Source organism: Winogradskyella sp. (assembly GCF_028289625.1).
GTDB lineage: Bacteria > Bacteroidota > Bacteroidia > Flavobacteriales > Flavobacteriaceae > Winogradskyella.
Window position 1 is genome coordinate 19,933 of record NZ_JANQOM010000032.1, and the last position, 25,402, is coordinate 45,334.

Genomic DNA, 25,402 nt, shown 5'->3' on the forward strand with positions numbered 1-25,402 from the left:
TTTCTCTATTTGCGGTATAAAAAATAGTTGTTAACCAGTTTGATGTATTCTTCCTTGGCCTCGTCCTGACTTATATCTTGGACCTGAAAAAGCGCATTAGTTTTAAAAGCATTAATAATAGGCTTACGGCTACTTGGCCTACTATAATCGTTGGTAGCTTTTTTATAATAAGCATAAAGACGAAGTAAAAAATCTGCAGGAAAAGGTTCTGTATGGGCATTTATACGTTCTACAGAGTCTTCAAACTCTTTATGTAATTCTTCTGGTGTCATTTCATCTCGGCAATGATACTTTCTCCTCCTCTTACTTTTTGATTCAGCTTTACCTTTATTTCTGCATCTAAAGGTAAAAATAAATCTACTCTAGACCCAAATTTTATAAAACCAGAATCTCTACCCTGAATGACATGGGTATCTTTTTTTGCATAATTAACAATTCGCTTGGCTAAGGCACCAGCTATTTGTCTGTAAAGCACTTTGCCAAAACCTTCATTTTCAACTACTACTGTTGTACGTTCGTTTTCTTCACTGGCCTTGGGGTGCCACGCTACTAAGTATTTTCCTGGATGGTATTTACTAAAACTAATTTTACCTCCAATAGGATAACGGGTTACATGGACATTTAAAGGAGACATAAACACCGAGACTTGAATACGCTTATCTTTAAAAACCTCATTTTCCATAACTTCTTCAATCACTACAACTTTACCATCAACTGGCGATAATGCTTGCTTGTTATTGGCATGTGTATAGCGTTTTGGATTTCTGAAAAATTGTAGAATTAGAATAAAGAAAATGAGAATGGCAATCATCAACCCCTTTCTAAGCCATTCAATAGTAATAAATTCATCGATTAGAAAAAATGAACCTACAACAATAACCAATGTTATGAATATGATTTTATGACCTTCTTTATGAAACATAGCTTAAAATTCTTAAAAACAAATAGATAAATGGTGATGCAAAGATAATACTATCTAAGCGGTCCAATAAACCACCATGCCCAGGCATTATAACTCCACTATCTTTAACACCTGCTTGCCGTTTAAATTTAGACTCTATTAAGTCTCCTAATGTACCCAGAACACTTACTATTATCGCTAAAATAAGCCAACTTGTAAAACCTAAGGTTTTAGTATACAAAGAAATAAAATAACTAGATACACAAGCAAAGAATAGGCCTCCTAAAAAACCTTCCACTGTTTTTTTTGGGGATATTCTTGGAAATAATTTTTGCTTGCCAAAATTCTTACCAATTAAATAAGCAGCGCTATCATTAACCCAAATTAGTATGAACCCTCCTAATAGAAGTTGCGGCGTAAATACGTTTTGGTAATTGGCGATAAGTAACATAAAAATAAAGCCACTCGTTAAATAAAAGGTGGTTACAATGTAGCTTTTAGAACTGAATATTGGAATCCTTTTGGTTGTAAATAAATCCTTTATAAGGATGAGATTTACAAATATGGTGATGACCAATAAAATTTGAATAGCCTCGTCACTACCACTTAAATTTTTTTCCCATAGGCACAAATACCAAAATCCTCCAAAAAACAGGATAAATATAATGTATTGCACAAATGATTTTAGATGAATCAAATTGCTAAACTCAACGAGACTTAAAATACCAAATAGGGCTAATAATGCCGTCAATGCATCTTGCATGTAAAGTGAACCGATAAGTAGCAGAACATATATAGCGCCCGAGATTGCCCTTATGGATAATTCTTTCATTATAAGTCTTCTAGTAGAAGTAGGTACAAATTTTTAGCACTGCTCCCATAGGTAAGAAAATCTTTATCGTCAGCAGTCTTAAAATGCTTAATTGTTGTAATATTGGTTGGTATTTTAGTTTTACTCTTGGCTTTTATGCCTTTTAATCCTTCTCCAATATTTTCAACAAATTGACTTGTGGTAGCATAAATGATAAAGTGTTCTGGTAGTTCCTTAAGTTTCTTTTCTGCTATTTGATTTGAGGAAATCAATAAAGAGCCATCATCCGAAATCAAATACTCACACGTTGAGAGGAAATAAGAGCTTTCGGAAATTTTAGTTGTGCTGTTAAGGTTAAAGTCCTTAAAAAGGGCAGATAAGCGCTCATCAATAAGAAAAACTTTATCGTTATGCCATTGGTTCTCATCTAAAATAGAATTGAAGCTATCTTTAACTTCATCCATATTTTCACAATACAAGAATTTACCACCATTAGCTTTGAAGTTTATGGTAAAGCGTTCATCAGCAGGTAACTTAATTTCGGGCATGTATTTGCCACGTTCTTGATTTGGTATTTGTTCTTCAGACTGATCAGATTTTTTTCCAAAGAGTTTACGAAATAAGCTCATTTAATGACTGCTAATAATCTATTTTATGAGGGGAATACCCAAATATAAAAAAACTTAAATTAACATTCAGTCAATTTAAGCTTTTTATATGATTATAATACTTTTATTCTTCTTCTTCTGTAGTATCCTCTTTTTTATCAAAAGCACGTTTTCCAAAGATTTTTTCGAGATTATCCTTGAAAATCACTTCCTTATCTAGTAAAACCTCTGCAAGTTCTGTTAATTTATCTTTGTTCTCTTCGAGAAGTCTAACGGCTCGATCGTATTGCTCCTCAATAATATCAGATATTTCTTTATCTATAAGTACAGCTGTTTCTTCACTGTAAGGCTTTGTAAATCCAAATTCAGATTGTCCGGAAGAGTCGTAGTAAGTAAGGTTGCCTACTTTATCGCTAAGGCCATAGATGGTCACCATGGCTCTTGCTTGCTTGGTCACCTTTTCTAAATCGCTAAGTGCACCTGTTGAAATCTTGCCAAAGATGACCTGCTCAGCTGCTCGTCCTCCTAATGCAGCACACATCTCATCTAACATTTGCTCAGGTCTTACGATAAGTCGCTCTTCGGGTAAGTACCAAGCCGCACCGAGTGAGCGTCCACGAGGGACAATTGTAACTTTTACAAGTGGGGCAGCATGTTCTAACATCCAACTTACAGTGGCATGGCCAGCTTCGTGGAAAGCAACCGCACGTTTTTCTTCTGGTGTGATGATTTTATTCTTCTTCTCTAAGCCACCAATAATTCTGTCCACGGCGTCCAAGAAATCTTGTTTGTTTACGGCTTTTTTTCCTTTTCTTGCAGCTATTAAAGCGGCCTCATTACAAACATTGGCAATATCTGCACCTGAAAAACCAGGGGTTTGTTTTGCTAAGAAATCAACATCGAGTTTTTCATCCTTTTTTAAAGGACGCAGATGAACCTCAAAAATTTCTTTACGCTCCCTAACATCTGGGAGATCGACATAAATCTGTCTGTCAAATCGACCAGCACGCATTAATGCATTATCTAAAACATCCGCTCTATTAGTGGCTGCCAAGACAATAACATTGGTGTTAGTGCCAAAACCATCCATTTCAGTTAATAATTGATTTAAGGTGTTTTCGCGTTCGTCATTTGATCCTGAAAAATTATTCTTTCCTCTGGCTCTACCAATAGCATCTATTTCATCTATGAAAATGATTGAAGGAGATTTTTCTTTTGCTTGTTTAAATAAATCTCTTACACGTGAAGCTCCAACACCTACAAACATTTCAACAAAATCAGAGCCCGATAAGGAGAAGAACGGTACCTTAGCTTCACCAGCAACAGCCTTCGCCAATAATGTTTTACCAGTTCCCGGAGGTCCTACAAGCAAGGCACCTTTTGGTATTTTTCCACCTAAAGAAGTATATTTTTCGGGGAATTTTAAAAAATCAACGATTTCCTGAACTTCTTCTTTTGCTCCTTCTAAGCCGGCCACATCCTTAAAGGATGTTTTAGTATCCGACTTTTCGTCAAAAAGTTTGGCTTTGGACTTCCCTATATTAAAAATCTGTCCTCCAGCTCCTCCTCCTGCACCTGAAGACATACGTCTCATTATGAAAATCCATACTCCGATTATTAAGATAAAAGGTAACAGGGTCAACAAGAAATCACCCCAGACATTTTGTTCTGTCTCATACTTAACTTCAGTACTCAGGTTATTTTCTTCAATACTTTGTCTAATATCTTTTTCAAAATTCTGAAGATCACCAAATTCGAACTTATAGTTTGGAATAGGCGTTACAGAAGGTAGAATCGATTTTGGTTTAGACTTTTTATGAATCTCTTGTTCTTGAGCTTCTTTGGTCAAATAAACTCGTGCCTCTCGTTTATTAACAATCTCAACCTTAGCCACATCTCCTCTGTCTAGGTATTCTAGAAACTGTGATGGTGTTGTTTGTGTACCTGTAGATCCACCGAAACCACCTGAGAATAACTGTATGGATAAAAATACTGCAATTATTACCCCATAAATCCAATACGGATTTACTTTAGGTTTTTTATTTAAATTTTTATTGTCTTTTGCCATTTTGTTGCCGCGAATGCGGTACTCTTTTTTGTTTAATAACTCGTTTCTATTTGCGTCATTTTAGCGTCTCCCCAAAGACTTTCAATGTCATAATAATCTCTGATGTGTTTCTGAAATATGTGAACAACAACATTAACATAGTCCATTAAAATCCATTCTGCATTATCTTTACCTTCTATGTGCCAAGGCTTGTCTTTAGTGGTTTTGCTAACTTGTTTTTGTATGGAGTTGACGATTGCGTTAACTTGTGTGTTTGAAGTGCCTTCACAAACTATAAAATAATCACAAACCGTATTTTCAATATCTCTTAAATCTAAAATTGTAATTTCTTTTCCTTTGACCTCTTCTATTCCACCAATAATTGTTGTAATGAGTTGGTCTGCACTAGTTTTGTCTTTCGTCATTAAATTGAATTAAATTTATGCAAAGTTATTATTTTTTTAGTTCTTGTAGGTTCTAATTCTCATAAGAAAACTATAAAATACTACGCCATTTAAATGTTTATAATCAAACTTGATGCCACCGATTCTACAAATACGTATCTAAAGGATATGGCATCAGTTGCTATGCCAAAAGATTATACAGTTGTTGTTGCCGAACAGCAGACTTCTGGGAGAGGACAAATGGGAACCCAATGGGATGCTGAGATAGGTAAAAACCTTACCGTTAGTGTGTTTAAGAAGTTTGCGAATTTTAAAGTAGAAAATCAGTTTTATATCAGCATGGCAGTATCTTTGGCGATTTGTAAAGCACTTAAGTCATTTAAAATCCCAAAACTATACATTAAGTGGCCTAACGACATTTTGTCAGCAAACCAAAAAATATGTGGGATTTTAATAGAAAATGTCATTAAAAACAATAAATTCAAAGGTTGTATTATAGGTTTTGGGCTCAATGTAAATCAAAAGTTTTTTAACGATTTACCTAGGGCCTCATCTATGAGTCTATTAACTGGAATTATCTATAATAAAGATGAAGTCTTATCCAAAATTTTGAACGCACTTCAATTCTATTTCAAGATGCTAGAATCTCATAAATATGAAGAGTTAAAGACACAATATGAACGACTTCTGTTCCGCAAAGGAAAACCTTCAACATTCAAGTGTGTCAATAACAAAACATTTTCTGGTATTATACAAGGTATATCAGAAACTGGAAAACTCGTCCTTTGGATGGAAGATGATGTGGTTAAAACTTTTGATTTAAAGGAGGTAACCTTGCTGTACTAAAACACGGTTTTCATGTTAGTAGCCAAAGTCTCAATAAACTTGCTAATAGGTCCTTTAATCATCATAGCCATCATAGCGTTAAATTCACCATTGAAAATCAATTGAACTTCACTTTTATTGGCGTCAATTTCGGTGATAGTTCCAGTAAGCGAAAAATCCAATTTTCCTCCTGCAGCACCCAATACAACTTTGTTATTTGGATTAGCTTGCTTCTTCTTCAAGGTAATTTCTGGCATCCCTTTTAATGCAAAAAGAAATGTGTCTTCTTCTAATACCTCAAACTTACTAATGTTTTCAGGCATTAAACTTTCAAAATTCTTTATATCAGATAAAAAACTAAATGTGTCTTCTGCCGATTTATCTAATGTAACTTTAGGTGATTCTAGATTCATTTATTTCTGTTTTTGAAAGTGTATATCAATTAGCGTTCCATTCACTTGGATTGGAGTTCCATTGTGCTAAAATGTCTTGTTCTTTTTTAGTGATATAGTTGGTATCTAAAGCTTGCTCTAAAAGATTTTCATAATTACCCAGGGTGTGGAGTTCCACTTTGGCATCATGAAAATTTTTTGTGGCTACATCAAATCCATAAGAAAAAATAGCAACCATACCTTTAATGTTAACTTCAGCTTCTTTAAGAGCATTTACAGCATTTAAGCTACTTTTTCCTGTGCTTATTAAATCCTCTATAACTACTACCGACTGTCCTTTTTCTACATGGCCTTCAATTTGGTTTTTGCGACCATGATTTTTAGCTTCGGGTCTTACATAAACAAAAGGGAGATTTAGATATTCTGCAACCAAAGCTCCAATACCAATTGCACCAGTAGCTACACCAGCAATAACATCGGGTTTGCCATAATGGGCTTCAATATGTTTAGCCATAGTTTCTCTTATATAATTCCTAATTAAAGGATAAGAAAGAACGATTCTGTTGTCACAATAAATTGGCGATTTCCATCCCGATGCCCATGTAAATGGGTTATTGGGTTGTAATTTTATGGCATTTATTTGCAATAAAACTTCAGCGGTTTTTTTTGCAGTTTCTTTATTAAAAATCATTTTGCAAAACTAATGAATTTTATAAGCTTTAGAATTTTAACTGAAATTAATTGTAAATTAAAAAGAGTTTCGTAAAAAATAATACTTTTACATTAGCTAAGTTATAACTTACCAAATCCATGTACACCATTTATGTAGGTGATAAACCTATTATTCTGACTACAGAAGTCAAGAAAGAAACTGATTTTAAGTCTTTTCTTTTGAAATCTGTCAATATTGGGAAAGTGATTAAGACACTTAGCAATACAGATTTAAAAGCTGTCCATTTAATACATGATAATCCTGATAAACTTTTAAAGCATTTTTTAAAATTATTACCCAATGTAATTGCGGGCGGTGGTAAGGTTTATAATGCTAGAAATGAAGTATTGTTCATCTACAGAAATAGCAAATGGGATTTACCAAAAGGAAAAGTGGAGCAAAGAGAGTCTATTAAAGAGACTGCTATTCGTGAGGTTGAAGAAGAAACCGGAGTTAAGGGACTAAAAATTACTAAATCGTTATCCACAACCTATCATATTTTTAAACGAAACGGTAAGCATAAAATTAAGATAACCTATTGGTTTGAAATGAAGACTAATTTTGAAGGTAAGTTACATCCACAAGAAAAAGAAGGCATTACCGAAGTAAAATGGCTAGATAATAAAGCGTCTCAAAAAGCCCTAGAAAATAGCTACGCAAATATCAAAATATTAGTTTAATCGGTTTATCAGCAAAAAACTACTTTTCATCCGATTTCTTGTTAATAATTCTTAAATTTTAAAAGGGTGCAAACCATCGATTTATATTTTGTTTAACTTTATTGAAAAATAATTAAACAAAAAGCAATGAAAAACAAGTTACTTCTAGAGACCCCAAATCTAAAAGTCAACCTATTTGTTTTATTTTTTAGTTTTTTAACACTTGGTTTAGCTCAAAATAAATCTCGATGGTGTGGTGACATTGAGGGTTTTGAATTTACCAACGGACACGAATCAGTCCATATTGATAACAGTGGAACTTATGAAATTTCAGAACTGCCAGATGAGTTCTATCTTAATGCTAATATTGATGGTTACTCACAAAGCCTTAGATATAAGGTACAAAATTTAGATACTGGTCAAGTTTATCAAATTATTGAAAATGTGTTACCATATACATTTCCTGCAGGAGGTAATACTTGGAACTTAGGAACAGGAACTTATAAAGTTACGGCGAATCTATATAGGCGTAATCGGGCTAGAGGACGGACTTGTGATAGAGATATTATAACATTCACCATTACAGAATCGGAAGAGTGCTTGACGGATGCCGGGACCTTGACGGCGACAGAGACACAGGTCTGTTCCACGGGCGAGGCGACGATATCAGCCCATCCCAACGGAGATGCCTTTGTACCGGAAGGCTTCAGTACGCTGTTCGTGCTGACCAGAGGAGAAGGCCTTGTCATTGAACAGGTAGGCCCATCACCGGAGTTTACGGTAACGGGCGGAGGAGACTATACGATCCACACGTTTGTCTATCCAACGGGCTTGGACTTGAGTATCGTCCAGCTGGGCATCACTACGGGCTTCGATGTCAACGGTTTATTGATTCAGGGCGGAGGAGAGCTGTGCGCCTCTTTGGACGTAGCGGGAGCACCTGTGCACATTACGAATCCCGACGCAGGGACCTTGACGGCCGATGAGGGCAACGTTACACTGGAAGGAGGGTCCGCAACGATATCAGCTACACCGAACGGTGATGCGAACCAGCCGGAGGGCTACAGCACGTTGTTCGTATTGACGCAAGGCGAAGGCCTAGTGATACTGCAGGTAAGCGGAACCCCAGAGTTTACGGTTACGGAGGCAGGCGATTATACGATCCACACGTTGGTCTATCCAACGGGCTTGGACCTGAGCATCGTGCAGTTGGGAGTGACCACTGGCTTTGATGTCAACGGTTTATTGGTACAAGGTGGCGGCCACTTATGTGCGGCATTGGACGTACCTGGAGCACCGATACATGTTGAAGAGGAAGAAGAATGTACTGCGTTTTCAGGAACATTATATTCAAATCATCCTATTCAGTGCTTAGATGGAGGTGTTGCAACAATATATGCTGAAATAGCAGACCAACCAGTAATTCCTCAAGGATTTTCTCAAATTTTTGTTTTAACTAACGCCTTCAATTTGACCATCCTTAATGTTTCTAATACTCCTCAATTTGACGTAACTAATGTAGGCTTTTATAGAATTCATAGTTTGGTATATAATCCAAATACATTGGATTTGAGCATCGTCCAATTTGGTGTAACCACTGCATTTGATGTACTACCATTATTACAACAAGATGGCGGTGATATCTGTGCATCATTAGAAGTTAGGGCTCCTGTAAGTTTAGTTTTACCAAGGTTTTTCTGTAAAATTTTCAGTAATGTCTTTAGAAGTAACAAAAGCTCAAATCCGGATGTTGAAATTGTAAATAACTTGATAAATCAATTTGATAGTTATGACAGTTTCGAAAAATCAATGTTGGGTGAATTAACGGAGACTTCAGTATATCCAAATCCTGTAAGATCTAACTTGAATATTAAAACAAAATTATTAGAAGACGAAACCATTAACTATTCAATAATAGATTTGCAAGGACGCTTACTAAAACGTGGAGTTATTACAACATTATCTAATGGTACACATCAATTAGATATGAGTAATCTAAATAATGGGACATATATTGTTCAACTTAACTCAGAATTTAGAAACTTCACTACCAAAGTTCAAGTATTTTAATAGCATTTATAATTACGACAACTTAGGTTTTAAAGCCACCATTTAGGTGGCTTTTTAGTTTTTATTTAACTCGGTAAACAGGATACCGCAAATGTGCTTTTTCGTAGTACTTGCTCTTTTTATGGATCCAATCGAGTTGCGCATACCAGTTATTAGCAAACGCTTCATCATAGCTTAGCATTATATTGTATTCGATCTGTAATTTCGGATTAGCTTTTAAGAGCTGTTTTGCTTTATCTTCCCATACATATGGAGAAAACCCCTCTTTTTGTTGTAAAATGGTATCAAAGAAATTCCAATTAAAAAAGGAATCTGGCGCAGTAGGTTCTAAGGTTTCTAATAAATAGCGAATTGCTTTTTGGTCGGTCTTTACTAAATAATCTCCTTGTCTAAAGGTTAAGGTTTCTTCAGAGGATTTTACTTTGGTATTATAGTGCTGATAGTGGCCTTCATAAGCTGATCGTCTCGTATTATAATCACCAATTTTATAAGACTCAACTTTTAAGAGGGTATCTTTTTCAAATGTTTTTAATTCTACCTTGTTGATTTTCAATAAATCAATGACATCGTGCCACCCTTGAGGAATAACATAAGCTTTAGGAATAGTAATTTCAGATGCTGGGACAAAATAATTTTGATAGGTGACATCCTTTATAAATGGCTTTGATCTATCATATTTTAAGCGTTGTGCTCCGGTTAGATCACTTGGCACCATAGTGCCTTCATAACCTTTGAATTTTAAAGTCGAGGATTTTGTGGTGTCGACGGACCAGGTCAATGGATAGGTGCTGCCTGCTGACCATGTTTTAGCTTGTGCGTTTCTAAGCTCTGTAATTCTGGCTCCTAGCTCATCAGTAATCTCTAGCATACTCTTCATAAGTTCATAAGTGCCCTCAACACGCTGCTTATAAGGTTTTAGCATATGTGTTTCGACCATCATTCCCAAAGTATTGAATAAGGTTGTATAACCCGTAGAGTAGCGTGGCGAATCCATAAATTGCGAAAAACCAGATTCTGGAGTACGATTATATACATTAACATAAGGAGTAATGTCCCAGGATTTTGCTTTGAGCTTTTGTTCTAATGAAGGCATTATGTTATTATGAAGATAATTCCCCAAGGGACCACCTAATTTATTATGTTGGGTAAATAAATGGGTTAAAGTATACTGATAATCTGCACCGTTACTGACGTGATTGTCTATAAAAACATCTGGTTGAATCATATGGAATATTTGTGCAAAAGTTTTTGCGTTTTTTGTATCACATTTTATAAAATCCCTATTTAGATCATAGTTGCGTGCATTTCCTCTAAACCCATATGCTTTTGGACCATTTTGATTGGTTCTTGTTCCCGAATTTCTATTTAAACTACCGCCAACATTATAAATGGGTATGGTCACTAAAATAGTATGCTTTGGTGCTTCAATTGTACCATTAGCTAAATCTCTAAATAGCATCATCGTTGCATCTATACCATCTGATTCGCCAGGATGTATGCCATTATTTATCAGTATAATTCTATGGTCGGTTCTTAGTTTTTCAAAATTATCACCAGATCTGCTCATGTTTAAGGTAACAATATGCAATGGTTTGCCAGAGTCTGTCTCACCGATTTCTCTAATCGAAATTTCTTTATAGCTATCAGCTAAATCCGTGTAATATTGAATGGTTTCTTCATAAGTCGCTGTTTCCAGTCCATTACTCTTTTCAAAAACAGTTGTGAAATCAATATCGGATGTATCCCGACCATTTTTTTTTGAATTTTCTGAACAGGAGGTTAGGATAAAAAGAAAGATTAGAAGTTTTTTCATAACGTATGTGATTGAGTTTCAAACTTACAGCTTTTAAGCCATAAATATTGTGAATATCGTAAAATTCAGATAAGAAAAAAGACTAATTTTGCATCACTTTCAAAAGTTCAATAATGCAACAAACAACCAATACAATTTTGATGATTCGTCCTATAAGTTTTAGGATGAATGAACAAACGGCTGTCAATAATTATTTTCAGGAAGATTTAGATCTTAAAAATGCCGAAATTAACCTGAAAGCTCAGAATGAGTTTGATGCATTCGTTGAAAAATTAGAGGCTGTTGGAGTTGATGTTGTTGTCGTAAGCGATGATGAGTTGTTTGATACTCCTGATTCAATTTTTCCGAATAATTGGGTAAGCTTTCATAATAATGGAGATGTGGTTATTTACCCTATGTTTGCCGAAAATAGGAGGAAAGAAAGACGGGAAGACGTTTTTATACGACTTGAGGAAGAAGGTTTTAAAATAGAGCATATAGTAGATTATACATCTGCTGAAGATGAAGGTGTTTTTTTGGAAGGCACTGGAAGTGTGGCTTTAGACCGTATCAATAGAAAAGCGTATTGTGCTTTATCGCCTAGAGCAGATGAAAATCTTTTTATAGAATTTTGTGAGGATTTTGAGTATACTCCAGTTATTTTCACAGCGAACCAGACCGTTGATGGAAAGCGACTGGCGATCTATCATACCAATGTAATGATGTGTTTGGCAGAGAATTATGCCGTGATTTGTTTAGATGCTATTGACGATAAAAAAGAGCGTAAAAATGTGATAAAACATTTAAAGCAAGACGGTAAGGAAATAATAGCCATCACCGAAGCCCAGATGCACCAGTTTGCAGGGAATATGTTACAAGTACAAGGGTCTAAAAATCAACGTTATTTAGTGATGAGCGAGGCTGCTCGTAAAAGTTTGACCAAAAATCAAATTAAGCGTATTGAAACGTATTGCCCAATTCTTTCGAGTTCTTTAGAAACCATTGAAACCTGTGGTGGCGGCAGTGCACGTTGTATGATGGCTGAGATATTTTTACCGAAAGCTTAATCTAGCTTATTAAAAATATAGGGTCCTTTTTCAGCTCCCCAAACGTAGTTGCCATCAGCATCAAAACCTCTATCCCAAGAGATTACTTTATCTTCTAATATTTCAACCTCACTTCTTGCAAATGATGCGCCTCGCAGAGTACTTACACAAGTTGTGTCTCCTGTTTTTCCCATAAAGCGTTTTTCAGACATACGCTTTAGCACTACTTCACACCCTTTTTTTAGTGCGATATCATTTAACGAGATAGAATCAAAAGCTTTTGGTGTTTTCCATTTACCAATCCAAAGAGAATCGACATCCAATGAATACACTGCCGAGCTAAAGGTACTGTCCGATAATCTGGTAACTTCATAGATGCGTTGACGATAGGGTCTATCTTGCATACTGTTTAAAGCTTGTTCCACATAGAGGAAGTTGCCTTGGTCTTCCCAAATAGGATACATATGTAGCGAAATATTAAAGTAAGACGAATCCACTTGCGATTGAATTTCAGAATTAAAAGATCCTTGCATTAATGCGAATAACTCTTTAAGTTCTGTATCCTCTTTGACCTCAGGTTCAGACTTAGTTTCATTTTTACAATTAAAAATTAAAGTTGCGAGAATTAAAAAAGGAAATAAGCGTTTCATATATCTATATTTTGAGACCTAAATATAGATAAAATTAATTAAGCCGTAGGTGCAGCTTTCGGAAGTTCAATAAAGAATTTACTGCCCATATTAACAGTGCTTTCTACCCAAATTCTTCCGTCATTGAGTTCCACTAAATCTTTGGCAATGGTTAATCCAAGTCCTGTCCCTTTCTCATTTTTAGTGCCAACAGTTGTAAAGTTTTTATTTGCATTAAAAAGCTTATCGATATTTTCTCTAGATATACCAACTCCCGTATCTTCAACACAAATCAATGCTTTGCCATCTACATCTTGATTGGAAACCGTAATCACATCACCAGTTCTGCTAAATTTAACAGCATTGGTAATTAAATTCTGAATAACAATTTCAACCATGCTACGATCTGCATAAACAAAATCGCGTTGCGATTCATCAATAAGTACTATACGCTTGTCTTCAACCTTTTGCTCTACTAATGCCATTTTTGTGTGGAAGACCTCTTGGATATTGAAAAGTTCTGGTTTAGGTTCTAGACTTTGCATTTGTGATTTAGACCAATTCAATAAATTGAATAGTAGCGAAGATGCATTATTGGCATTTTCGCTCAATTCAGGGATTAATTCCCTGAACTCTTCTTTGGATATACTGTCTTCCTTTAATAAATCTAAAAAGGCCTTTATGGATGAAATGGAATCTTTTAAATCGTGAGAAACTATTGAGAATAATTTGTCCTTTACTTGATTAATTTCTTCAAGATGATGCGTCTGTTCTAGTATAGCCTCATTTCTAACCTGTTCTTGTGCTAATTTCTCATTTTGATTCGTAATGATTTCCCTATACTTTCTATTCTTCAAATAATTAAGTAAGAGCAGTGTCAATAAAACAAGAGCAGCAGCAAGTGCTCCATATACAACCAAAGGATTATTTAGCCATGATTTTTTAGCTTTATTATCTTCTTCAAAATTGTCAATTTCCTTTTCAATTGGATTTGAGTTGTAGATATCAATAGGTTCAATATCAGTAGGAAAAGTGAGTGGTTCTACTTTTGATAGTTCTTCTTTTAGATCGTAGTATTTATTTTGCCAAAAGAATGCATTCTGGAAGTAACCACGAGTTGAATCTAAGGCTATATGAAGTTTATAGTTTTCTAATAAAGCCGTTTTATTATCTATTTTTTGGGCAATACCATAGGCTTCGTTAAGTTGAATCTCGGCAAGTTTTACCTTTCGTTTCTGAAGATTTAAGTTTCCAATAGCATTTAACGCTCTTAAAAGCCCTTCTTGATTATTCTGTTTTCTGTTATATTTTAAGCCTTCAACCAAATATTGCGAGGCCTTGTCGTATTCCTTGAATTCTAAATACTCGCTACCAAGTTTAGGAAGTATTTCACCTCGCATATCTTTATCCGTTGTTGGATTCAGCATATCCAAAACGTCTTCATAGTACTCAATAGCTTTGCGATGCTCTTTTCTTAAAGAATACAGATCAGCAATATTTTTGGTCGAAACTATAATACCGTTACGATCATCGATACGTTTTCTAACATCGAGGGCTTTAAGGTTAAACTCAATGGCCTTGTCAATTTGATTGGTCTTAAAATAAGCTTCGGCCAAATTGTTGTAAGCAGAACTAAGTTCATCTATTAAACCGCGTTTTTCAAAAATATCAATAGCGGATAATGAGTTTTGAAGTCCAACAGCATAGTTTCCGCGTTTTATCTCAATAAGACCAATACTATTGCTCACTTTAGCAACACCCAAGGTATCGCTGATTTGAAGATAGTACTTTCTCGATTTATCATAGTTGTCAATAGCGTTGTAGTAATCGTTACGCTCGGTGTAAATTAAGGCTCTGTAGTAAGTGCTTTCGGCAAGTCCTTTAGTGTAGTTTAACTGTTCGGCAAGTTTTGCAGTTTGATTAACATAACGTAGCGCTTTATTGTAATCTTCAATGGCATAGAGTTCGTTAATGAGCATTAGCGATAAGTCAACCTTAGTGGAATCGGCATTTTGATAGGCTAATTGTACCGTAAGGTCGTCTATTCTTTCATTTTGGGAAAAACCAATGAAAGAAACAAGACAAACAGCCAAGGTCAGTAACTGCTTCATCTTCTAACGGTTGATAGACGAAGTACAATGTTTTGGTGTATGTAACTTTTATAGAGGGATGCCAAAAGTAAGTCAACACTAAACAATAACAACGTGGTTAATGTTCGATAATTAAGCCTCATTAATGTTTGGGACATTGTTTAATAGCCTATCAAAAATGCCATAATGTGCTCAATTACACTAATATTTGGGATTTAATGCTAATAAATTAGATGAAATGACAGATGAAATTCACAAAAAAAAAGCTGTATCGATTAACGGCAGAAATCCTAGAAAAACGACCATTTTATCGATAAAATGCATTTTTGATTTAAAACATTGATATTCATTTAGTTAGAATTAAAAAGGTCTAGTGCTGGTAGTGCTTTTAGCTCAAAATCGAATAAACATTGATTTTCCCAAGAGCTACCCACAGTTGAGGTTGCTTCATTCCCATCAAAAGCCACCCAATCCGGTGCCCAATAACAGAAGCCAATACCATGATTGTTGGGTATATTTTTAATGGTCTCTATAAGCCATTCAAAATAAGCTTTTTGACCTTGGGGAGAGGGAGAGAATTCTTCTAAGATTTGATCTGTACTTCCAATAAAATTGGTCTGATTGTCATTCCATAACAATGTAAAAGGGTAGGCCACTTCAACCATTAAAATATCTTTATTAAATGTATTGGCCAGTTCATTTAATTTAGATTTAACGAGGTTTAAATCTTGTGTGTGAAATTGTGGGTAATAAGACAGGCCGATAATATCAAAATCGAGATTAAAGGACTCCAGTTCATTAAAAAAGAAGATAGCGCGTTCTACGTCTGAATGATGAAGCATAATACGGACATTGTTTTCTGTATCAACCTCTTTTATGGCTCTAATGGCCTCTGAAACCAAGGCTGCATAATTTGGCCAATTATCACTAAAATCATCCCAAACCCTTCCAAAATCCCATAAAAAACCGCTATTGGTCTCGTTACCAATTTGAATGATTTCTGGTAAAGTATTTTGTGCTTTTAGCTGTGTAACCACATCCTTTGTGTATTCATAAATGGCGACTTCTACCTCTTGAAACGTCATATTCTGCCAAGCTTGTGGTGGTGTCTGAGTTCCAGGGTCTGCCCAAAAGTCACTGTAATGGAAATTGAGCAGAAAATCCATGTTTTTGGATTTTATCCTTTGGGCATAAGCTTTTACATCAGCTAGACCATTTTCGCCATTTTGTGGTGTGTGCCAAAGCTTTAATCTTACAAGATTTGTGCCCTTGGATTTTACAAAGTCCAATAGTCCAACAGTGTTTCCGTCCGCATCCTTATAATCAATATTATAATCTTCCAATTCGCTCTGAAAGGATAAATCCATTCCTTTATAGAAGGTATTTGCATTATCGGGACCATTATTTGAATCATTATTGGAATCGTCGCTGGTTGAGCAGGCAATACATAAAAATAAAACGATAAACCTTAGAGTTTTCATAGTAGGATTCAATTTTTAAAAATCATTATTCCTCGATTTCTTGTCCAAATTTAATTAAATTTCCATCTTCATCTAAAATAGCAAATTCTCGCATTCCATATGGCTTGTCTTCTAATATGCCATTGGGATGAATGACGTTAAAAGATACTAATTCATTGTAAAGTGTATCAATGTCCTCTACATCTACGTAGCAACTTGTATTTTCTGGATGAATTTTATCATTACATTTCCAAAAATGGACAACAAAATTATCACGAGCAATAACAGCATAATTGTCATCTAAATACCCAACACGGTCAAAACCAAGTTTTGTTTTATAAAAGTTAACAGTTTTATTGATGTCCAATGATGCTAAGACAGGAATACCTCTTAGTAAGTGTTTTTTTCGTTTCATTTTTTTATTGATGTTTTAGTAGAGCTTTAAAATTAGGGAATTATGAGGGTTCAAAACCTTAATGAAATAATAAAACTGCTATCTTTGCCGACGTTTAAAAGCGCAAAGTGTAAAATAAAATATGAAGCTTCAGGATACTTTAGAATTACAGGTTATGGCTGCTGTAAAAGCCTTGTTTCAATCGGAATTAGAATCTGTTGAATTCCAAGCCACTAGGAAAGAGTTCGCTGGAGATATCACTGTAGTTGTATTTCCAATGCTGCGCGTTGTTAAAGGAAATCCAGCTGTTATCGGTCAGCAAATCGGAGAATACCTTAAAGATAATGTGGATTTAGTTAAAGCCTTCAATGTGGTTAAAGGCTTTTTAAACATTGAAATCGACGATACTTATTACACAAACTTCTTTAATACCATAAAGGATAACGATGACTATGGCTTTGTAAAAGAAAAAGATGAAAAAGCCATCATGGTGGAATATTCTTCACCAAATACCAACAAACCGTTGCATTTAGGACATGTTAGAAATGTATTGTTAGGGTATTCAGTTGCTGAGATTTTAAAAGCTGCAGGGAAGACCGTTTATAAAACCCAGATTATCAACGATAGAGGGATTCATATTTGTAAGAGTATGTTGGCTTGGCAGCGCTTCGGCAATGGGGAAACTCCTGAATCGACTGGCTTAAAAGGAGATAAACTTGTTGGAAACTATTATGTGAAGTTTGATAAAGCTTACAAAAAGGAAATTTCTGAATTAGTATCTCATGGTTATTCAGAAGAAGAAGCAAAAAAGAGTACACCAATTCTGTTAGAAGCTCAAGATATGCTTAGAAAATGGGAAGCTGGTGATAAAGATATTGTTGCACTTTGGGAAAAAATGAACGGTTGGGTTTATGAGGGTTTTGAAGCGACATATAAGGCTATTGGTGTCGATTTTGATGAATATTACTATGAAAGCCAAACCTATTTATTAGGTAAAGAATTTATTGCGGAAGGGCTAAAAACAGGGGTTTTTTACAAGAAAGAGGATGGTTCGGTTTGGTGTGACCTTACCGAAGATGGTCTCGATGAGAAAATCGTATTAAGAGCTGACGGTACAGCAGTGTATATGACCCAAGATATTGGTACAGCCATACAACGAATAAAGGATTATCCTGATGTTGGTGGTATGGTGTATACCGTAGGTAATGAGCAAGATTACCATTTTAAGGTTTTGTTTTTGATTTTGAAAAAACTAGGCTTTGACTGGGCGAAAAACTTATATCATTTGAGCTATGGGATGGTCGATTTACCAAGTGGTAAAATGAAGAGTAGAGAAGGAACAGTTGTAGATGCCGATGATCTTATTCAAGAAATGACGGACACAGCTCAACAAATAGCTGATGAAAAAGGAAAGTTAGATGGCTATTCTGAAGAAGAGAAAAAAGAAATTTATAAATTAATAGGTTTAGGAGCTCTTAAATATCAAATTCTTAAAGTCGATCCTAAGAAACGAATTTTGTTTGACCCTAAAGAATCTATTGATTTTAATGGTGATTCAGGGCCCTTCGTCCAAATGATGTATGTTAGAACTAGAGCTATACTGAGAAAGGCAAATTTTGATTTTCAGAAAAAAATTAACTCATTAAAGTTACATGAAAAGGAGAAAGAGATTTTAAAACAATTGAAGTCTTTTCCTGAGGTGATTCAAAATGCTGCCCAAAATTACAACCCTTCCGCAGTTATCAATTTTGCATATGATTTAGCAAAAGAGTATAGTTCATATTATCAATTAGTTCCAATTCTTGGTGCTGATAAAGAAGAGGAAAAAGTCTTTAGGGTACAACTTTCAAAAACCGTTGGGCAGACCATAAAAAATGCATTCAGCGTTTTAGGTATTGACGTACCAGAGCGTATGTAGGTCTATCATATGATTGAGCCCTATTGTATTGTTTCAATTTTTAACACTATGGCTTAAAGGCTTCCCGTGTTTTTTACTTATCTTAGTAGATGGTTAAAAGCTAAATAGTTATACCGTAAAATCAGCTATAAAACTATAGTATACAAAAGGTGATATTACAGTAAATCATTTCTGGGCTTATAGAATAAAAAAATTAAACAGATGAAAAGACTTATATCATTTAAATCGCTAGCCAGTAATTTCATCGCTATACTTTTGGTGACTTTTACATTAAGTGCCCAAGAAGGCTTCACTGAATTTAGTGGTAGAGTGGTTGACGGAAAATCAAAAAAAGGCTTAGAAGCGGCCAGCCTTAATATTAATGCAACTAACATTGGTACTATTACTAATTCTGAAGGGGAGTTTATACTCAAAGTTCCTGACGCTTATTTAGACTCTAAGATTTTGGTAAACTTATTAGGGTATAATACTAGGGTAATTCCGGTTTCAGAACTAAACAAAAAAAATAATAGAATAGAACTATTAAGTGTTGTTACCGAATTATCTGAAGTAAATATCTCAGCTTTTAAAAATGCTGAGACTCTGATCAGACGAGTGTTTGAAGACAAAAATAAACACGATCGCTCAGAATCAGTATTTATGACAGCTTTTTATAGAGAGACGATAAAAAGACGTAGCCGAAATGTGTCTCTGACGGAGGCGGTTGTTAACATTCTAAAGCAATCTAACAATGCCACGCAAAGAGATATTATTCAGTTGGGTAAGGCGAGAAAAAGTACAGATTATAAACGCCTCGATACCGTATCGGTGAAGCTTCAAGGAGGTCCTTTTTCGACTATTTATTTAGATATCATGAAATATCCGGAATATATATTCAATGAAGAAACCATTGGTAGTTATGCCTTTTCTTTTGACGCTCCATCAAGTATAAATAATAGAAATGTTTATGTCGTGAACTTTGCCCCTAAGAGCAATGCGCTTAACTATAGCTATATTGGTAAACTATATATCGATGTAAAATCATTGGCCTTGGTAAGTGCCAATTATGCACTTGATCTTAGCGATAAAAGCAAAAGCAAAAATCTTCTGGTAAAAAAGAAACCTAGTAACATCATAGTGTATCCTTTGGAAGCTAATTATAAGGTGGACTATAAATCTAATGGCAATAAATGGTATTATAGTTATTCAAATTTAAACTTAAGGTTTAAAGTCAATAAAAAACGTCAGTTGTTCAATAAAGTTTATAGCTTATCTAGTGAAATGGCAGTTACGGATTGGGAAATAAACACGTCTAATCGAAAAATTAAGGTTAGGGATAGGCTTAGCCCTTCCATAATAATTACAGATGCCATACTGGGATTCTCTGATCCGGATTTTTGGGGCAAGTACAATTTGATAGAACCCGATAAATCCATAGAGAATGCCATTGACAAAATAAGGAAGAGCATTGAAAGACAGAAGAAAAAAGAAGAGCGTAAAACGGCTAATGGAATTCCATAATAAGAGATTTCTGTAACCTTCTTTAACCTATGTTGCCTTTTTGTTTCACCAATCGGAAAGAACTTGAATTCATAAATGAGTTAATTAGCTTTCAACGAAAACTTTCCTTATAACGAAGCGCTTGTTCAATATGGGAGAAATGATGATTGCTATGCCATGCATAGACACCAATGGTTTCTTCCAAAGAAAAACGTTTTCCATGTTCGGGATGAATAAATTCTCGTTTTAAATCTGCTTCATTAAAACTTTTTAGTAAAACGGAGAGTTTTTCGTGAACCCCTTTTAAAATAAAAATGGATGCATCTATGGGCTCTGAGTAATCAATTAACTTGGCAAAACGGTCTTCATAATAGGGTCTTATAGTCGGTCTATTTTCGGTCAGTGAGAGTTTAAATCGTATAATACTGTTCATGTGGCTATCGGCACAATGGTGTGCCACTTGTTTAATAGTCCAACCATTCGGTCTGTACTTATAGTTTAATTCTTTAGCATTGAGTTGTTTTGTTACTGATTCTATACGTTCTGGGAATGACTCTATCGTGGTAATCCATTCTCTTAAATGCTCTTGGGTGATAGTTTCAGGCTTTGTAAATTCACCGATAGAAAACCGTAATTTATGAAATTCTTGCTCAGTCATGACGATAATTACTTGGTGGTTTTGGTTTTGTACTTAAACCTATGTATATATCCTAAACTCAATTCTGTAAAATCCGCTTGTCCAAGGTTAGCATTAATATGCGCTCCAATAAAAATATTATGCTTTGGGGAATGGTTATTGGACCACAGATAATATTTTAATCCCATTCTTGTTGAAACTGTTCGTTTTATTTCATAATACCAATCTAATTCGCCAAGAACGGTAACAGTATCACCATTTCCGTTTTCAAAAGTGTATCCTTGGTTTAAAATCCAGTCAATCTTATAGAAAGGTTTATAAATATTTAACCCAATATCAAACTCAAAACCAAAATGACTCAGCAATAATTCAGAGGTTGCATAAAGCCCAAAATTTGTGGCATAGCCATATGGGTTTTCTTTAAAAATAGGATATTCTTCTTCAACTAAGGCTTCATTATTTTTGATGTAATCGTAATAATGCTCATAAAATCGGTAGTAAAAACCAGCTCCAAATTTAAAAGTGTTGTTGATAATTTTACCATAATCTAAAGCAAATGCAAATACTTCTCTTTTATCATTAAATACCTCAGAAAGTACATTCTGTCCGATACCAAACCTCGATGATAAATAACTTTGGGATTTCGAATCGAAGCTGTGCTTTTCTGGTTGGCTGAATACTATTTCTTTCTGATTAAATTTGGCAGAAATACTAGCAGCTAAAGAGTTAAGCCCCTGATTTGGAAGTCTGGTGTGTCCATTAGACTGATGAAGATAGCCTAAACCAAAGCGCCATGTCGTTTTACCCTGACTAAAGACATCATAGTACAAAAATGACCTAAAAGACCAATTAAGCTTTGTTGTAATGGCTCTGTTCAACGGGTTATTTATTGAATCGAATAGCGTATTAATATAAGACGTACCAATACCAATTTGCAAGTTTAATTTTTTGGTATATTTTTTTAAAATATTAAACTCTATAAACGGCATTAATGTGAAAGCCTCACCAACTTTTTCAGAATTTCCGTAATCTGTATAGCCAAGACTAAGACCAGTTTTCGGATAGTTTAATCGCGCTGCCCATTCTTTATCAGGGGAGAAGTTGTAATGTCCGAGGCTAATGAAAATGTTTTTTTGAAGTTTGGTTTCTGGAAAGTCTGTATTTGCAGGGAGTGTTTTTCCTATAAGCAATTCTGGAATTACAAAATAGGATTCACTGCTATTTTCTGTTTTTGTTTGACCGATCATATAAAATGAAGTAAACAAAAAAAGATAAACGAAAAGCAAGTTTATGGCTTTAATCCGAGTTGATTTTAGTTAGTTACAGGCTAAAAATAGTAACTAAAACTGTATTCTCAAACTTAAGTTGGGTGTGAGTTTTAATGATCTGTTATCAACTTCCACAATATTGTCGTCGGCATCAAAGGTATAATAACGATTAATGATATTAGATCGGTTGAATACATTCCAAATAGAAGCACCAGCTTCGGCTTTAATCCCTTTTGATATATTGAATTTATAAATGGCTGATACGTCAGTTCTGAAATAGTCTGGTAATCTATCATCATTAGGGTTGTCGTACTCTATAAAAGAATTATTTTCAATTTGGGTTTCAGAAGGCTCTGTATAGGCACGACCAGAATGCCAATTAATTCCCAGTCCTATTTTAAAATTGTTAAGGCTGTAAGTTAAGGAGGCATTAGCCACATGTGTTAAGTCTACTGTATTTGGAAAAGCGCTACTTTGGTTTATAGTATCAAACTTATAATCGTTGTTGCTTAAAGTATAGCTAAGCCAAGCGCTAAAATCATTAAAGCGCTTATTAACAAGAAAGTCCAAGCCAGTAACCGTATAAGAGCCAATATCATTTACAAACTGAAATTGATTTTGAAAGCCTTGACTTTGTGCCGTAATATCATCGACATTTTTGTAATAACCTTCAAGCGAAATCAATAGGTTGTTTTGGTTATAACTAAGGCCTAATGATATTTGCTGACTTCTTACTAGCGGCACGTCTTCAGAGTTAGAAAGTTGCCAACGCCGTTTTTCAATACCAAAAAAATCTTGTTGAAGATCGATGACCTGGGTTATGGATTGGCTTTTTAATTCTCCTAAAACTTCGAGCCTAATAGCATCAGAAATTTTTTGATTGAAGGCAAATCTAGGTTCTATGACAAGCTCTTTTACCTTTTCAAAATAACTAATCCGAGCGCCCAAGCGTATATAGGTATTACGTGATTTAGAATAGCGTTCTGTCTCGCCAAAGAAAGCATGGGTGCGTATAATTTCCTTAACTAAACTGGTAAAATTTGGGTTAACTACATCTTCAAAATCTGTGACGCTAACTTCATTGAATTGATAACCTCCTCTTAGTTTTGTGTTATTATTTACAGTTTTTGAAATGTCTAATCGTAATCCGTAATCTTCTACTTTATTTTCTTGAATAAGGAGCTGACCATTTGTAACGTCATTATTTTGTGCGTCCAAATCATAGTTAGAATAATAAAATTGAACTGATGCCTGTATGTTATCTTTAAAGACTTTAGAATAGGTTGCACTAGCACCGTAACTTACTTGATTTAGTGCACTTCTGGTTTCTTGAATATTATTATCTGAATTTGTAAATATTTGATTGTAATCAAGGTCATTGTAAATGTTAAGTAAACTCACACGAAGTTTTGAAGTACTATTGATGTCATAAAGAAATTTGGCATTAAGATCATAAAACAAAAAACGCTCGTCTAAAGCAATAATAGAACTGATATCATTGGATATATTAAGTTCTGAGTCTCTAAAAATTCGATCAAAATAAGCATCATAAGTTGTCGAAGCTAGCACATCCGTAAAAGATCGCCTTGCAGACAACTGCAATTCCATTTTTTTGCTTAAAGGAATTTTTGCATAGCCATCTGTATTCAGAAGATTGGTGGCTATACCAGCATTGAATGTAGAATCAATTTTATCTGAATTTTTGATAGAAATGGTGCTAGAAACACCGTTTCCATAAAGCGCACTGGTTCCATTTTTAGAAATTCTTATCTCGTCCGATAAATAAGGATTAAAAGCAGATATGAGGCCAAAAAAATGACCAGATTGATACATTCTGATACCTTCATATAGTATAAGATTTTGATCGTTGGTGCCTCCCCTAACGTTTATGTTAGAGATACGTTCATCAACACTTATGATTCCTGGCAGATTCTGCAAAATCTGCAAAACATCAGGTTCAATCAATCCAGGAAGTATATCAAAAGCCTTTGCGTCTACTTCTACGGCACCATTATTGGTTTTAGAGATGCCTTTAGTTAAATAGTTGGTCACCACCACTTCTTCAAGACGCTGTACAGTACTCTGCTTTGGTGTAATGGCTATGAATCTAATGTCTAATACCTTAAATTCTAATGATGTTAAAAACCGTAATTCGCTCAATGCCTGTTCCAATGATAACTCAGGGTTTAGCGGTGGAACTAAGATACTGTCTATGGTTTTTGTTTCGTAAGAGAATCTTACATTATAACGTTTTTCTAGCTGCTCAAGAATTTGAATTAGTGGTTCTGGTTCCTCATTTTGGCTATGAGCTAAATTGAAGAAAGAAGTAAAGATTAAAAAAAATAAAACTACACGTAGTAAAAGTTTATTCACGCTTTAATACAATAGAAGTTCCCGACTTACTATAGTTTAAATTTAAAGGTATTGTAATAGATTGCAATGCCAAATCTAGGTTTTTATGTGTAAAGCTTCCGCTAAATAATCGCATCTTGTCAGCTTGGTCTACCAATATCTTAATGTCATAATAATTCTCAAGCTCAGTAATAACGTGTTTTAAAGGAGTGTTTTTAAAATTACTTTCACCACGCAACCATGATGGTTGCGTAGCGATTTCTTTTTCATTAGCAAGTAACTTCCCATCTATTATTTTAATACAATGTCCAGCTTTTAATTTTGTGAAGCCTTCACTGGTTGTAACACCAACTAACCCTTCGAAGCATGTCACCTCAAAGTAATTATGACGTTGTTTTACGTTAAAATGAGTACCTAATACACTTATAATTCCACTATCCGTTATCACGTCGAATTTTTCCCCTTTTGAAACTTTAAAAAAAGCTTCACCACTTAACTTCACTTCTCGGTTTTTAGTCCATTTACTTTCATTGAAAGCAATTGAAGAGTTTGCATTGAGGATAACGTTAGAGTCGTCAGGTAATTCAATATTAGCTTGTTTTGCAATTTGGGTATTGATATGAGTATCTAATGTTGTGGTGTAGTAATATACGCTGAAACAAATCGCTAAAATAGCAGCTATTCTCAAAAGAGGTTTGTGCCATTTTTGTTTGATTTTCTTAGGCTTAAGTTTTGGTTTTAGATCTTCGTAATGCTCATCAACAGAGAACTTGGGGGATTTAAAAGATTTTAATGCAGCATCCATTTGGATTAGACTATTGTAATCCTCTAGTTGCTCAAAAGCTTTCAGCTCTTCCGCATTTAGGTTATTATCTAACCATTTTTTTATGAGTGTTTCTCTGTCCATT

At 34.8% G+C, this 25,402-nt stretch carries 23 protein-coding genes; 6 read left to right on the top strand and 17 right to left on the bottom strand.

The genetic code is table 11. The annotated features are described in order from the left end of the window. Nucleotides 1-5: 5 nt before the first annotated feature. The 6 genes from Q0992_RS06710 to rsfS all read right to left on the bottom strand — a co-directional run bounded on the left by Q0992_RS06710 (nt 6) and on the right by rsfS (nt 4,792). Nucleotides 6-272 carry an acyl-CoA-binding protein gene (locus Q0992_RS06710; protein ID WP_299521564.1) on the bottom strand — a complete coding sequence of 89 codons (267 nt, stop codon included), beginning with the start codon at nt 270-272 and terminating at the stop codon, nt 6-8. Then, a complete protein-coding gene (locus Q0992_RS06715; protein WP_299521565.1) occupies nt 269-922 on the bottom strand; it encodes a phosphatidylserine decarboxylase family protein in 654 nt (217 codons plus the stop codon). Before Q0992_RS06715 ends, Q0992_RS06710 begins: the two co-directional genes overlap by 4 nt. Continuing rightward, the gene (locus Q0992_RS06720) at nt 912-1,733 is read right to left on the bottom strand and encodes a phosphatidate cytidylyltransferase (RefSeq protein ID WP_299521566.1); all 822 of its coding nucleotides are present in this window, start codon (nt 1,731-1,733) and stop codon (nt 912-914) included. Before Q0992_RS06720 ends, Q0992_RS06715 begins: the two co-directional genes overlap by 11 nt. Next, entirely contained in the window at nt 1,733-2,341 is a 609-nt protein-coding gene (locus Q0992_RS06725; RefSeq protein ID WP_299521567.1) for an LUD domain-containing protein, read from the bottom strand. The genes Q0992_RS06720 and Q0992_RS06725 overlap by 1 nt, the downstream gene beginning before the upstream one ends. Nucleotides 2,342-2,444: 103 nt before the next feature. Continuing rightward, nucleotides 2,445-4,388, bottom strand: a complete 1,944-nt coding sequence (gene ftsH, locus Q0992_RS06730; protein WP_299521568.1) for an ATP-dependent zinc metalloprotease FtsH — start codon at nt 4,386-4,388, stop codon at nt 2,445-2,447. Between the two features lie 32 nt (nt 4,389-4,420). After that, complete coding sequence (gene rsfS, locus Q0992_RS06735; protein WP_299521569.1) at nt 4,421-4,792, bottom strand: ribosome silencing factor; 372 nt, start codon at nt 4,790-4,792, stop codon at nt 4,421-4,423. Between the two features lie 93 nt (nt 4,793-4,885). Here rsfS and Q0992_RS06740 point away from each other — a divergent pair, with 93 nt between their 5' ends. Beyond that, nucleotides 4,886-5,617 (top strand): biotin--[acetyl-CoA-carboxylase] ligase, encoded by a 732-nt coding sequence (locus Q0992_RS06740; protein WP_299521570.1) that lies wholly within the window; start codon nt 4,886-4,888, stop codon nt 5,615-5,617. Here the strand turns inward: Q0992_RS06740 and Q0992_RS06745 are convergent. Both Q0992_RS06745 and pyrE read right to left on the bottom strand, forming a co-directional pair. Further along, on the bottom strand, nt 5,614-6,009 hold the full coding sequence (locus Q0992_RS06745; protein ID WP_299521571.1) for an SRPBCC family protein: 396 nt from the start codon (nt 6,007-6,009) through the stop codon (nt 5,614-5,616). The two genes, Q0992_RS06740 and Q0992_RS06745, sit on opposite strands and share 4 nt — an antisense overlap. A 25-nt stretch (nt 6,010-6,034) precedes the next feature. After that, nucleotides 6,035-6,679: an orotate phosphoribosyltransferase gene (gene pyrE, locus Q0992_RS06750; RefSeq protein ID WP_299521572.1), complete on the bottom strand. Its 645-nt coding sequence runs from the start codon at nt 6,677-6,679 to the stop codon at nt 6,035-6,037. Nucleotides 6,680-6,798: 119 nt separating this feature from the next. Between pyrE and Q0992_RS06755 the strand changes: the two genes are divergently transcribed. Then, nucleotides 6,799-7,380 (top strand): NUDIX domain-containing protein, encoded by a 582-nt coding sequence (locus Q0992_RS06755; protein ID WP_299521573.1) that lies wholly within the window; start codon nt 6,799-6,801, stop codon nt 7,378-7,380. An 816-nt stretch (nt 7,381-8,196) separates the two neighbouring features. Further along, nucleotides 8,197-9,429, top strand: a complete 1,233-nt coding sequence (locus Q0992_RS06760; RefSeq protein WP_299521574.1) for a T9SS type A sorting domain-containing protein — start codon at nt 8,197-8,199, stop codon at nt 9,427-9,429. A 61-nt stretch (nt 9,430-9,490) separates the two neighbouring features. Here Q0992_RS06760 and Q0992_RS06765 read toward each other — a convergent pair whose 3' ends face one another. Beyond that, nucleotides 9,491-11,242: a M14 family metallopeptidase gene (locus Q0992_RS06765; protein ID WP_299521575.1), complete on the bottom strand. Its 1,752-nt coding sequence runs from the start codon at nt 11,240-11,242 to the stop codon at nt 9,491-9,493. A 113-nt stretch (nt 11,243-11,355) separates the two neighbouring features. Here Q0992_RS06765 and ctlX point away from each other — a divergent pair, with 113 nt between their 5' ends. After that, nucleotides 11,356-12,288 (top strand): citrulline utilization hydrolase CtlX, encoded by a 933-nt coding sequence (gene ctlX / locus Q0992_RS06770; protein ID WP_299521576.1) that lies wholly within the window; start codon nt 11,356-11,358, stop codon nt 12,286-12,288. Here the strand turns inward: ctlX and Q0992_RS06775 are convergent. The 4 genes from Q0992_RS06775 to Q0992_RS06790 all read right to left on the bottom strand — a co-directional run bounded on the left by Q0992_RS06775 (nt 12,285) and on the right by Q0992_RS06790 (nt 16,861). Continuing rightward, a complete protein-coding gene (locus Q0992_RS06775; RefSeq protein WP_299521577.1) occupies nt 12,285-12,917 on the bottom strand; it encodes a chromophore lyase CpcT/CpeT in 633 nt (210 codons plus the stop codon). The genes ctlX and Q0992_RS06775 overlap by 4 nt on opposite strands. Before the next feature lie 38 nt (nt 12,918-12,955). Beyond that, nucleotides 12,956-15,007 (bottom strand): tetratricopeptide repeat-containing sensor histidine kinase, encoded by a 2,052-nt coding sequence (locus Q0992_RS06780; protein ID WP_299521578.1) that lies wholly within the window; start codon nt 15,005-15,007, stop codon nt 12,956-12,958. Nucleotides 15,008-15,336: 329 nt separating this feature from the next. Beyond that, nucleotides 15,337-16,467: a glycosyl hydrolase 53 family protein gene (locus Q0992_RS06785; RefSeq protein WP_299521579.1), complete on the bottom strand. Its 1,131-nt coding sequence runs from the start codon at nt 16,465-16,467 to the stop codon at nt 15,337-15,339. 25 nt (nt 16,468-16,492) lie between these two features. Further along, a complete protein-coding gene (locus tag Q0992_RS06790) occupies nt 16,493-16,861 on the bottom strand; it encodes a VOC family protein (RefSeq protein ID WP_299521580.1) in 369 nt (122 codons plus the stop codon). Nucleotides 16,862-16,982: 121 nt separating this feature from the next. On the opposite strand from Q0992_RS06790, the gene argS reads away from it, so the two are divergent. Both argS and Q0992_RS06800 read left to right on the top strand, forming a co-directional pair. Next, the gene (argS, locus tag Q0992_RS06795) at nt 16,983-18,758 is read left to right on the top strand and encodes an arginine--tRNA ligase (RefSeq protein WP_299521581.1); all 1,776 of its coding nucleotides are present in this window, start codon (nt 16,983-16,985) and stop codon (nt 18,756-18,758) included. Between the two features lie 201 nt (nt 18,759-18,959). After that, entirely contained in the window at nt 18,960-20,258 is a 1,299-nt protein-coding gene (locus Q0992_RS06800) for a carboxypeptidase-like regulatory domain-containing protein (RefSeq protein ID WP_299521582.1), read from the top strand. 91 nt (nt 20,259-20,349) lie between these two features. Here Q0992_RS06800 and Q0992_RS06805 read toward each other — a convergent pair whose 3' ends face one another. The 4 genes from Q0992_RS06805 to Q0992_RS06820 all read right to left on the bottom strand — a co-directional run bounded on the left by Q0992_RS06805 (nt 20,350) and on the right by Q0992_RS06820 (nt 25,401). After that, on the bottom strand, nt 20,350-20,895 hold the full coding sequence (locus Q0992_RS06805) for a YfiT family bacillithiol transferase (protein ID WP_299521583.1): 546 nt from the start codon (nt 20,893-20,895) through the stop codon (nt 20,350-20,352). Between the two features lie 8 nt (nt 20,896-20,903). Beyond that, nucleotides 20,904-22,121: an acyloxyacyl hydrolase gene (locus Q0992_RS06810; protein WP_299521584.1), complete on the bottom strand. Its 1,218-nt coding sequence runs from the start codon at nt 22,119-22,121 to the stop codon at nt 20,904-20,906. A 93-nt stretch (nt 22,122-22,214) separates the two neighbouring features. Beyond that, on the bottom strand, nt 22,215-24,515 hold the full coding sequence (locus Q0992_RS06815) for a TonB-dependent siderophore receptor (protein WP_299521585.1): 2,301 nt from the start codon (nt 24,513-24,515) through the stop codon (nt 22,215-22,217). Next, nucleotides 24,508-25,401, bottom strand: coding sequence for a FecR family protein (locus tag Q0992_RS06820; RefSeq protein ID WP_299521586.1), 894 nt, complete (start codon nt 25,399-25,401; stop codon nt 24,508-24,510). The genes Q0992_RS06815 and Q0992_RS06820 overlap by 8 nt, the downstream gene beginning before the upstream one ends. Between the last annotated feature and the right edge of the window lies 1 nt (nt 25,402).

Coding starts and splice junctions, on each gene's coding strand:
- Q0992_RS06740 (WP_299521570.1), top strand. CDS start 4,886: ATGTTTATAATCAAACTTGATGCCACCGATTCTACAAATACGTATCTA.
- argS (WP_299521581.1), top strand. CDS start 16,983: ATGAAGCTTCAGGATACTTTAGAATTACAGGTTATGGCTGCTGTAAAA.
- Q0992_RS06710 (WP_299521564.1), bottom strand. CDS start 272: ATGACACCAGAAGAATTACATAAAGAGTTTGAAGACTCTGTAGAACGT.
- rsfS (WP_299521569.1), bottom strand. CDS start 4,792: ATGACGAAAGACAAAACTAGTGCAGACCAACTCATTACAACAATTATT.
- Q0992_RS06790 (WP_299521580.1), bottom strand. CDS start 16,861: ATGAAACGAAAAAAACACTTACTAAGAGGTATTCCTGTCTTAGCATCA.
- Q0992_RS06715 (WP_299521565.1), bottom strand. CDS start 922: ATGTTTCATAAAGAAGGTCATAAAATCATATTCATAACATTGGTTATT.
- Q0992_RS06785 (WP_299521579.1), bottom strand. CDS start 16,467: ATGAAAACTCTAAGGTTTATCGTTTTATTTTTATGTATTGCCTGCTCA.
- Q0992_RS06775 (WP_299521577.1), bottom strand. CDS start 12,917: ATGAAACGCTTATTTCCTTTTTTAATTCTCGCAACTTTAATTTTTAAT.
- Q0992_RS06755 (WP_299521573.1), top strand. CDS start 6,799: ATGTACACCATTTATGTAGGTGATAAACCTATTATTCTGACTACAGAA.
- ctlX (WP_299521576.1), top strand. CDS start 11,356: ATGCAACAAACAACCAATACAATTTTGATGATTCGTCCTATAAGTTTT.
- Q0992_RS06745 (WP_299521571.1), bottom strand. CDS start 6,009: ATGAATCTAGAATCACCTAAAGTTACATTAGATAAATCGGCAGAAGAC.
- Q0992_RS06720 (WP_299521566.1), bottom strand. CDS start 1,733: ATGAAAGAATTATCCATAAGGGCAATCTCGGGCGCTATATATGTTCTG.
- ftsH (WP_299521568.1), bottom strand. CDS start 4,388: ATGGCAAAAGACAATAAAAATTTAAATAAAAAACCTAAAGTAAATCCG.
- pyrE (WP_299521572.1), bottom strand. CDS start 6,679: ATGATTTTTAATAAAGAAACTGCAAAAAAAACCGCTGAAGTTTTATTG.
- Q0992_RS06800 (WP_299521582.1), top strand. CDS start 18,960: ATGAAAAGACTTATATCATTTAAATCGCTAGCCAGTAATTTCATCGCT.
- Q0992_RS06805 (WP_299521583.1), bottom strand. CDS start 20,895: ATGACTGAGCAAGAATTTCATAAATTACGGTTTTCTATCGGTGAATTT.
- Q0992_RS06780 (WP_299521578.1), bottom strand. CDS start 15,007: ATGAAGCAGTTACTGACCTTGGCTGTTTGTCTTGTTTCTTTCATTGGT.
- Q0992_RS06810 (WP_299521584.1), bottom strand. CDS start 22,121: ATGATCGGTCAAACAAAAACAGAAAATAGCAGTGAATCCTATTTTGTA.
- Q0992_RS06820 (WP_299521586.1), bottom strand. CDS start 25,401: ATGGACAGAGAAACACTCATAAAAAAATGGTTAGATAATAACCTAAAT.
- Q0992_RS06765 (WP_299521575.1), bottom strand. CDS start 11,242: ATGAAAAAACTTCTAATCTTTCTTTTTATCCTAACCTCCTGTTCAGAA.
- Q0992_RS06725 (WP_299521567.1), bottom strand. CDS start 2,341: ATGAGCTTATTTCGTAAACTCTTTGGAAAAAAATCTGATCAGTCTGAA.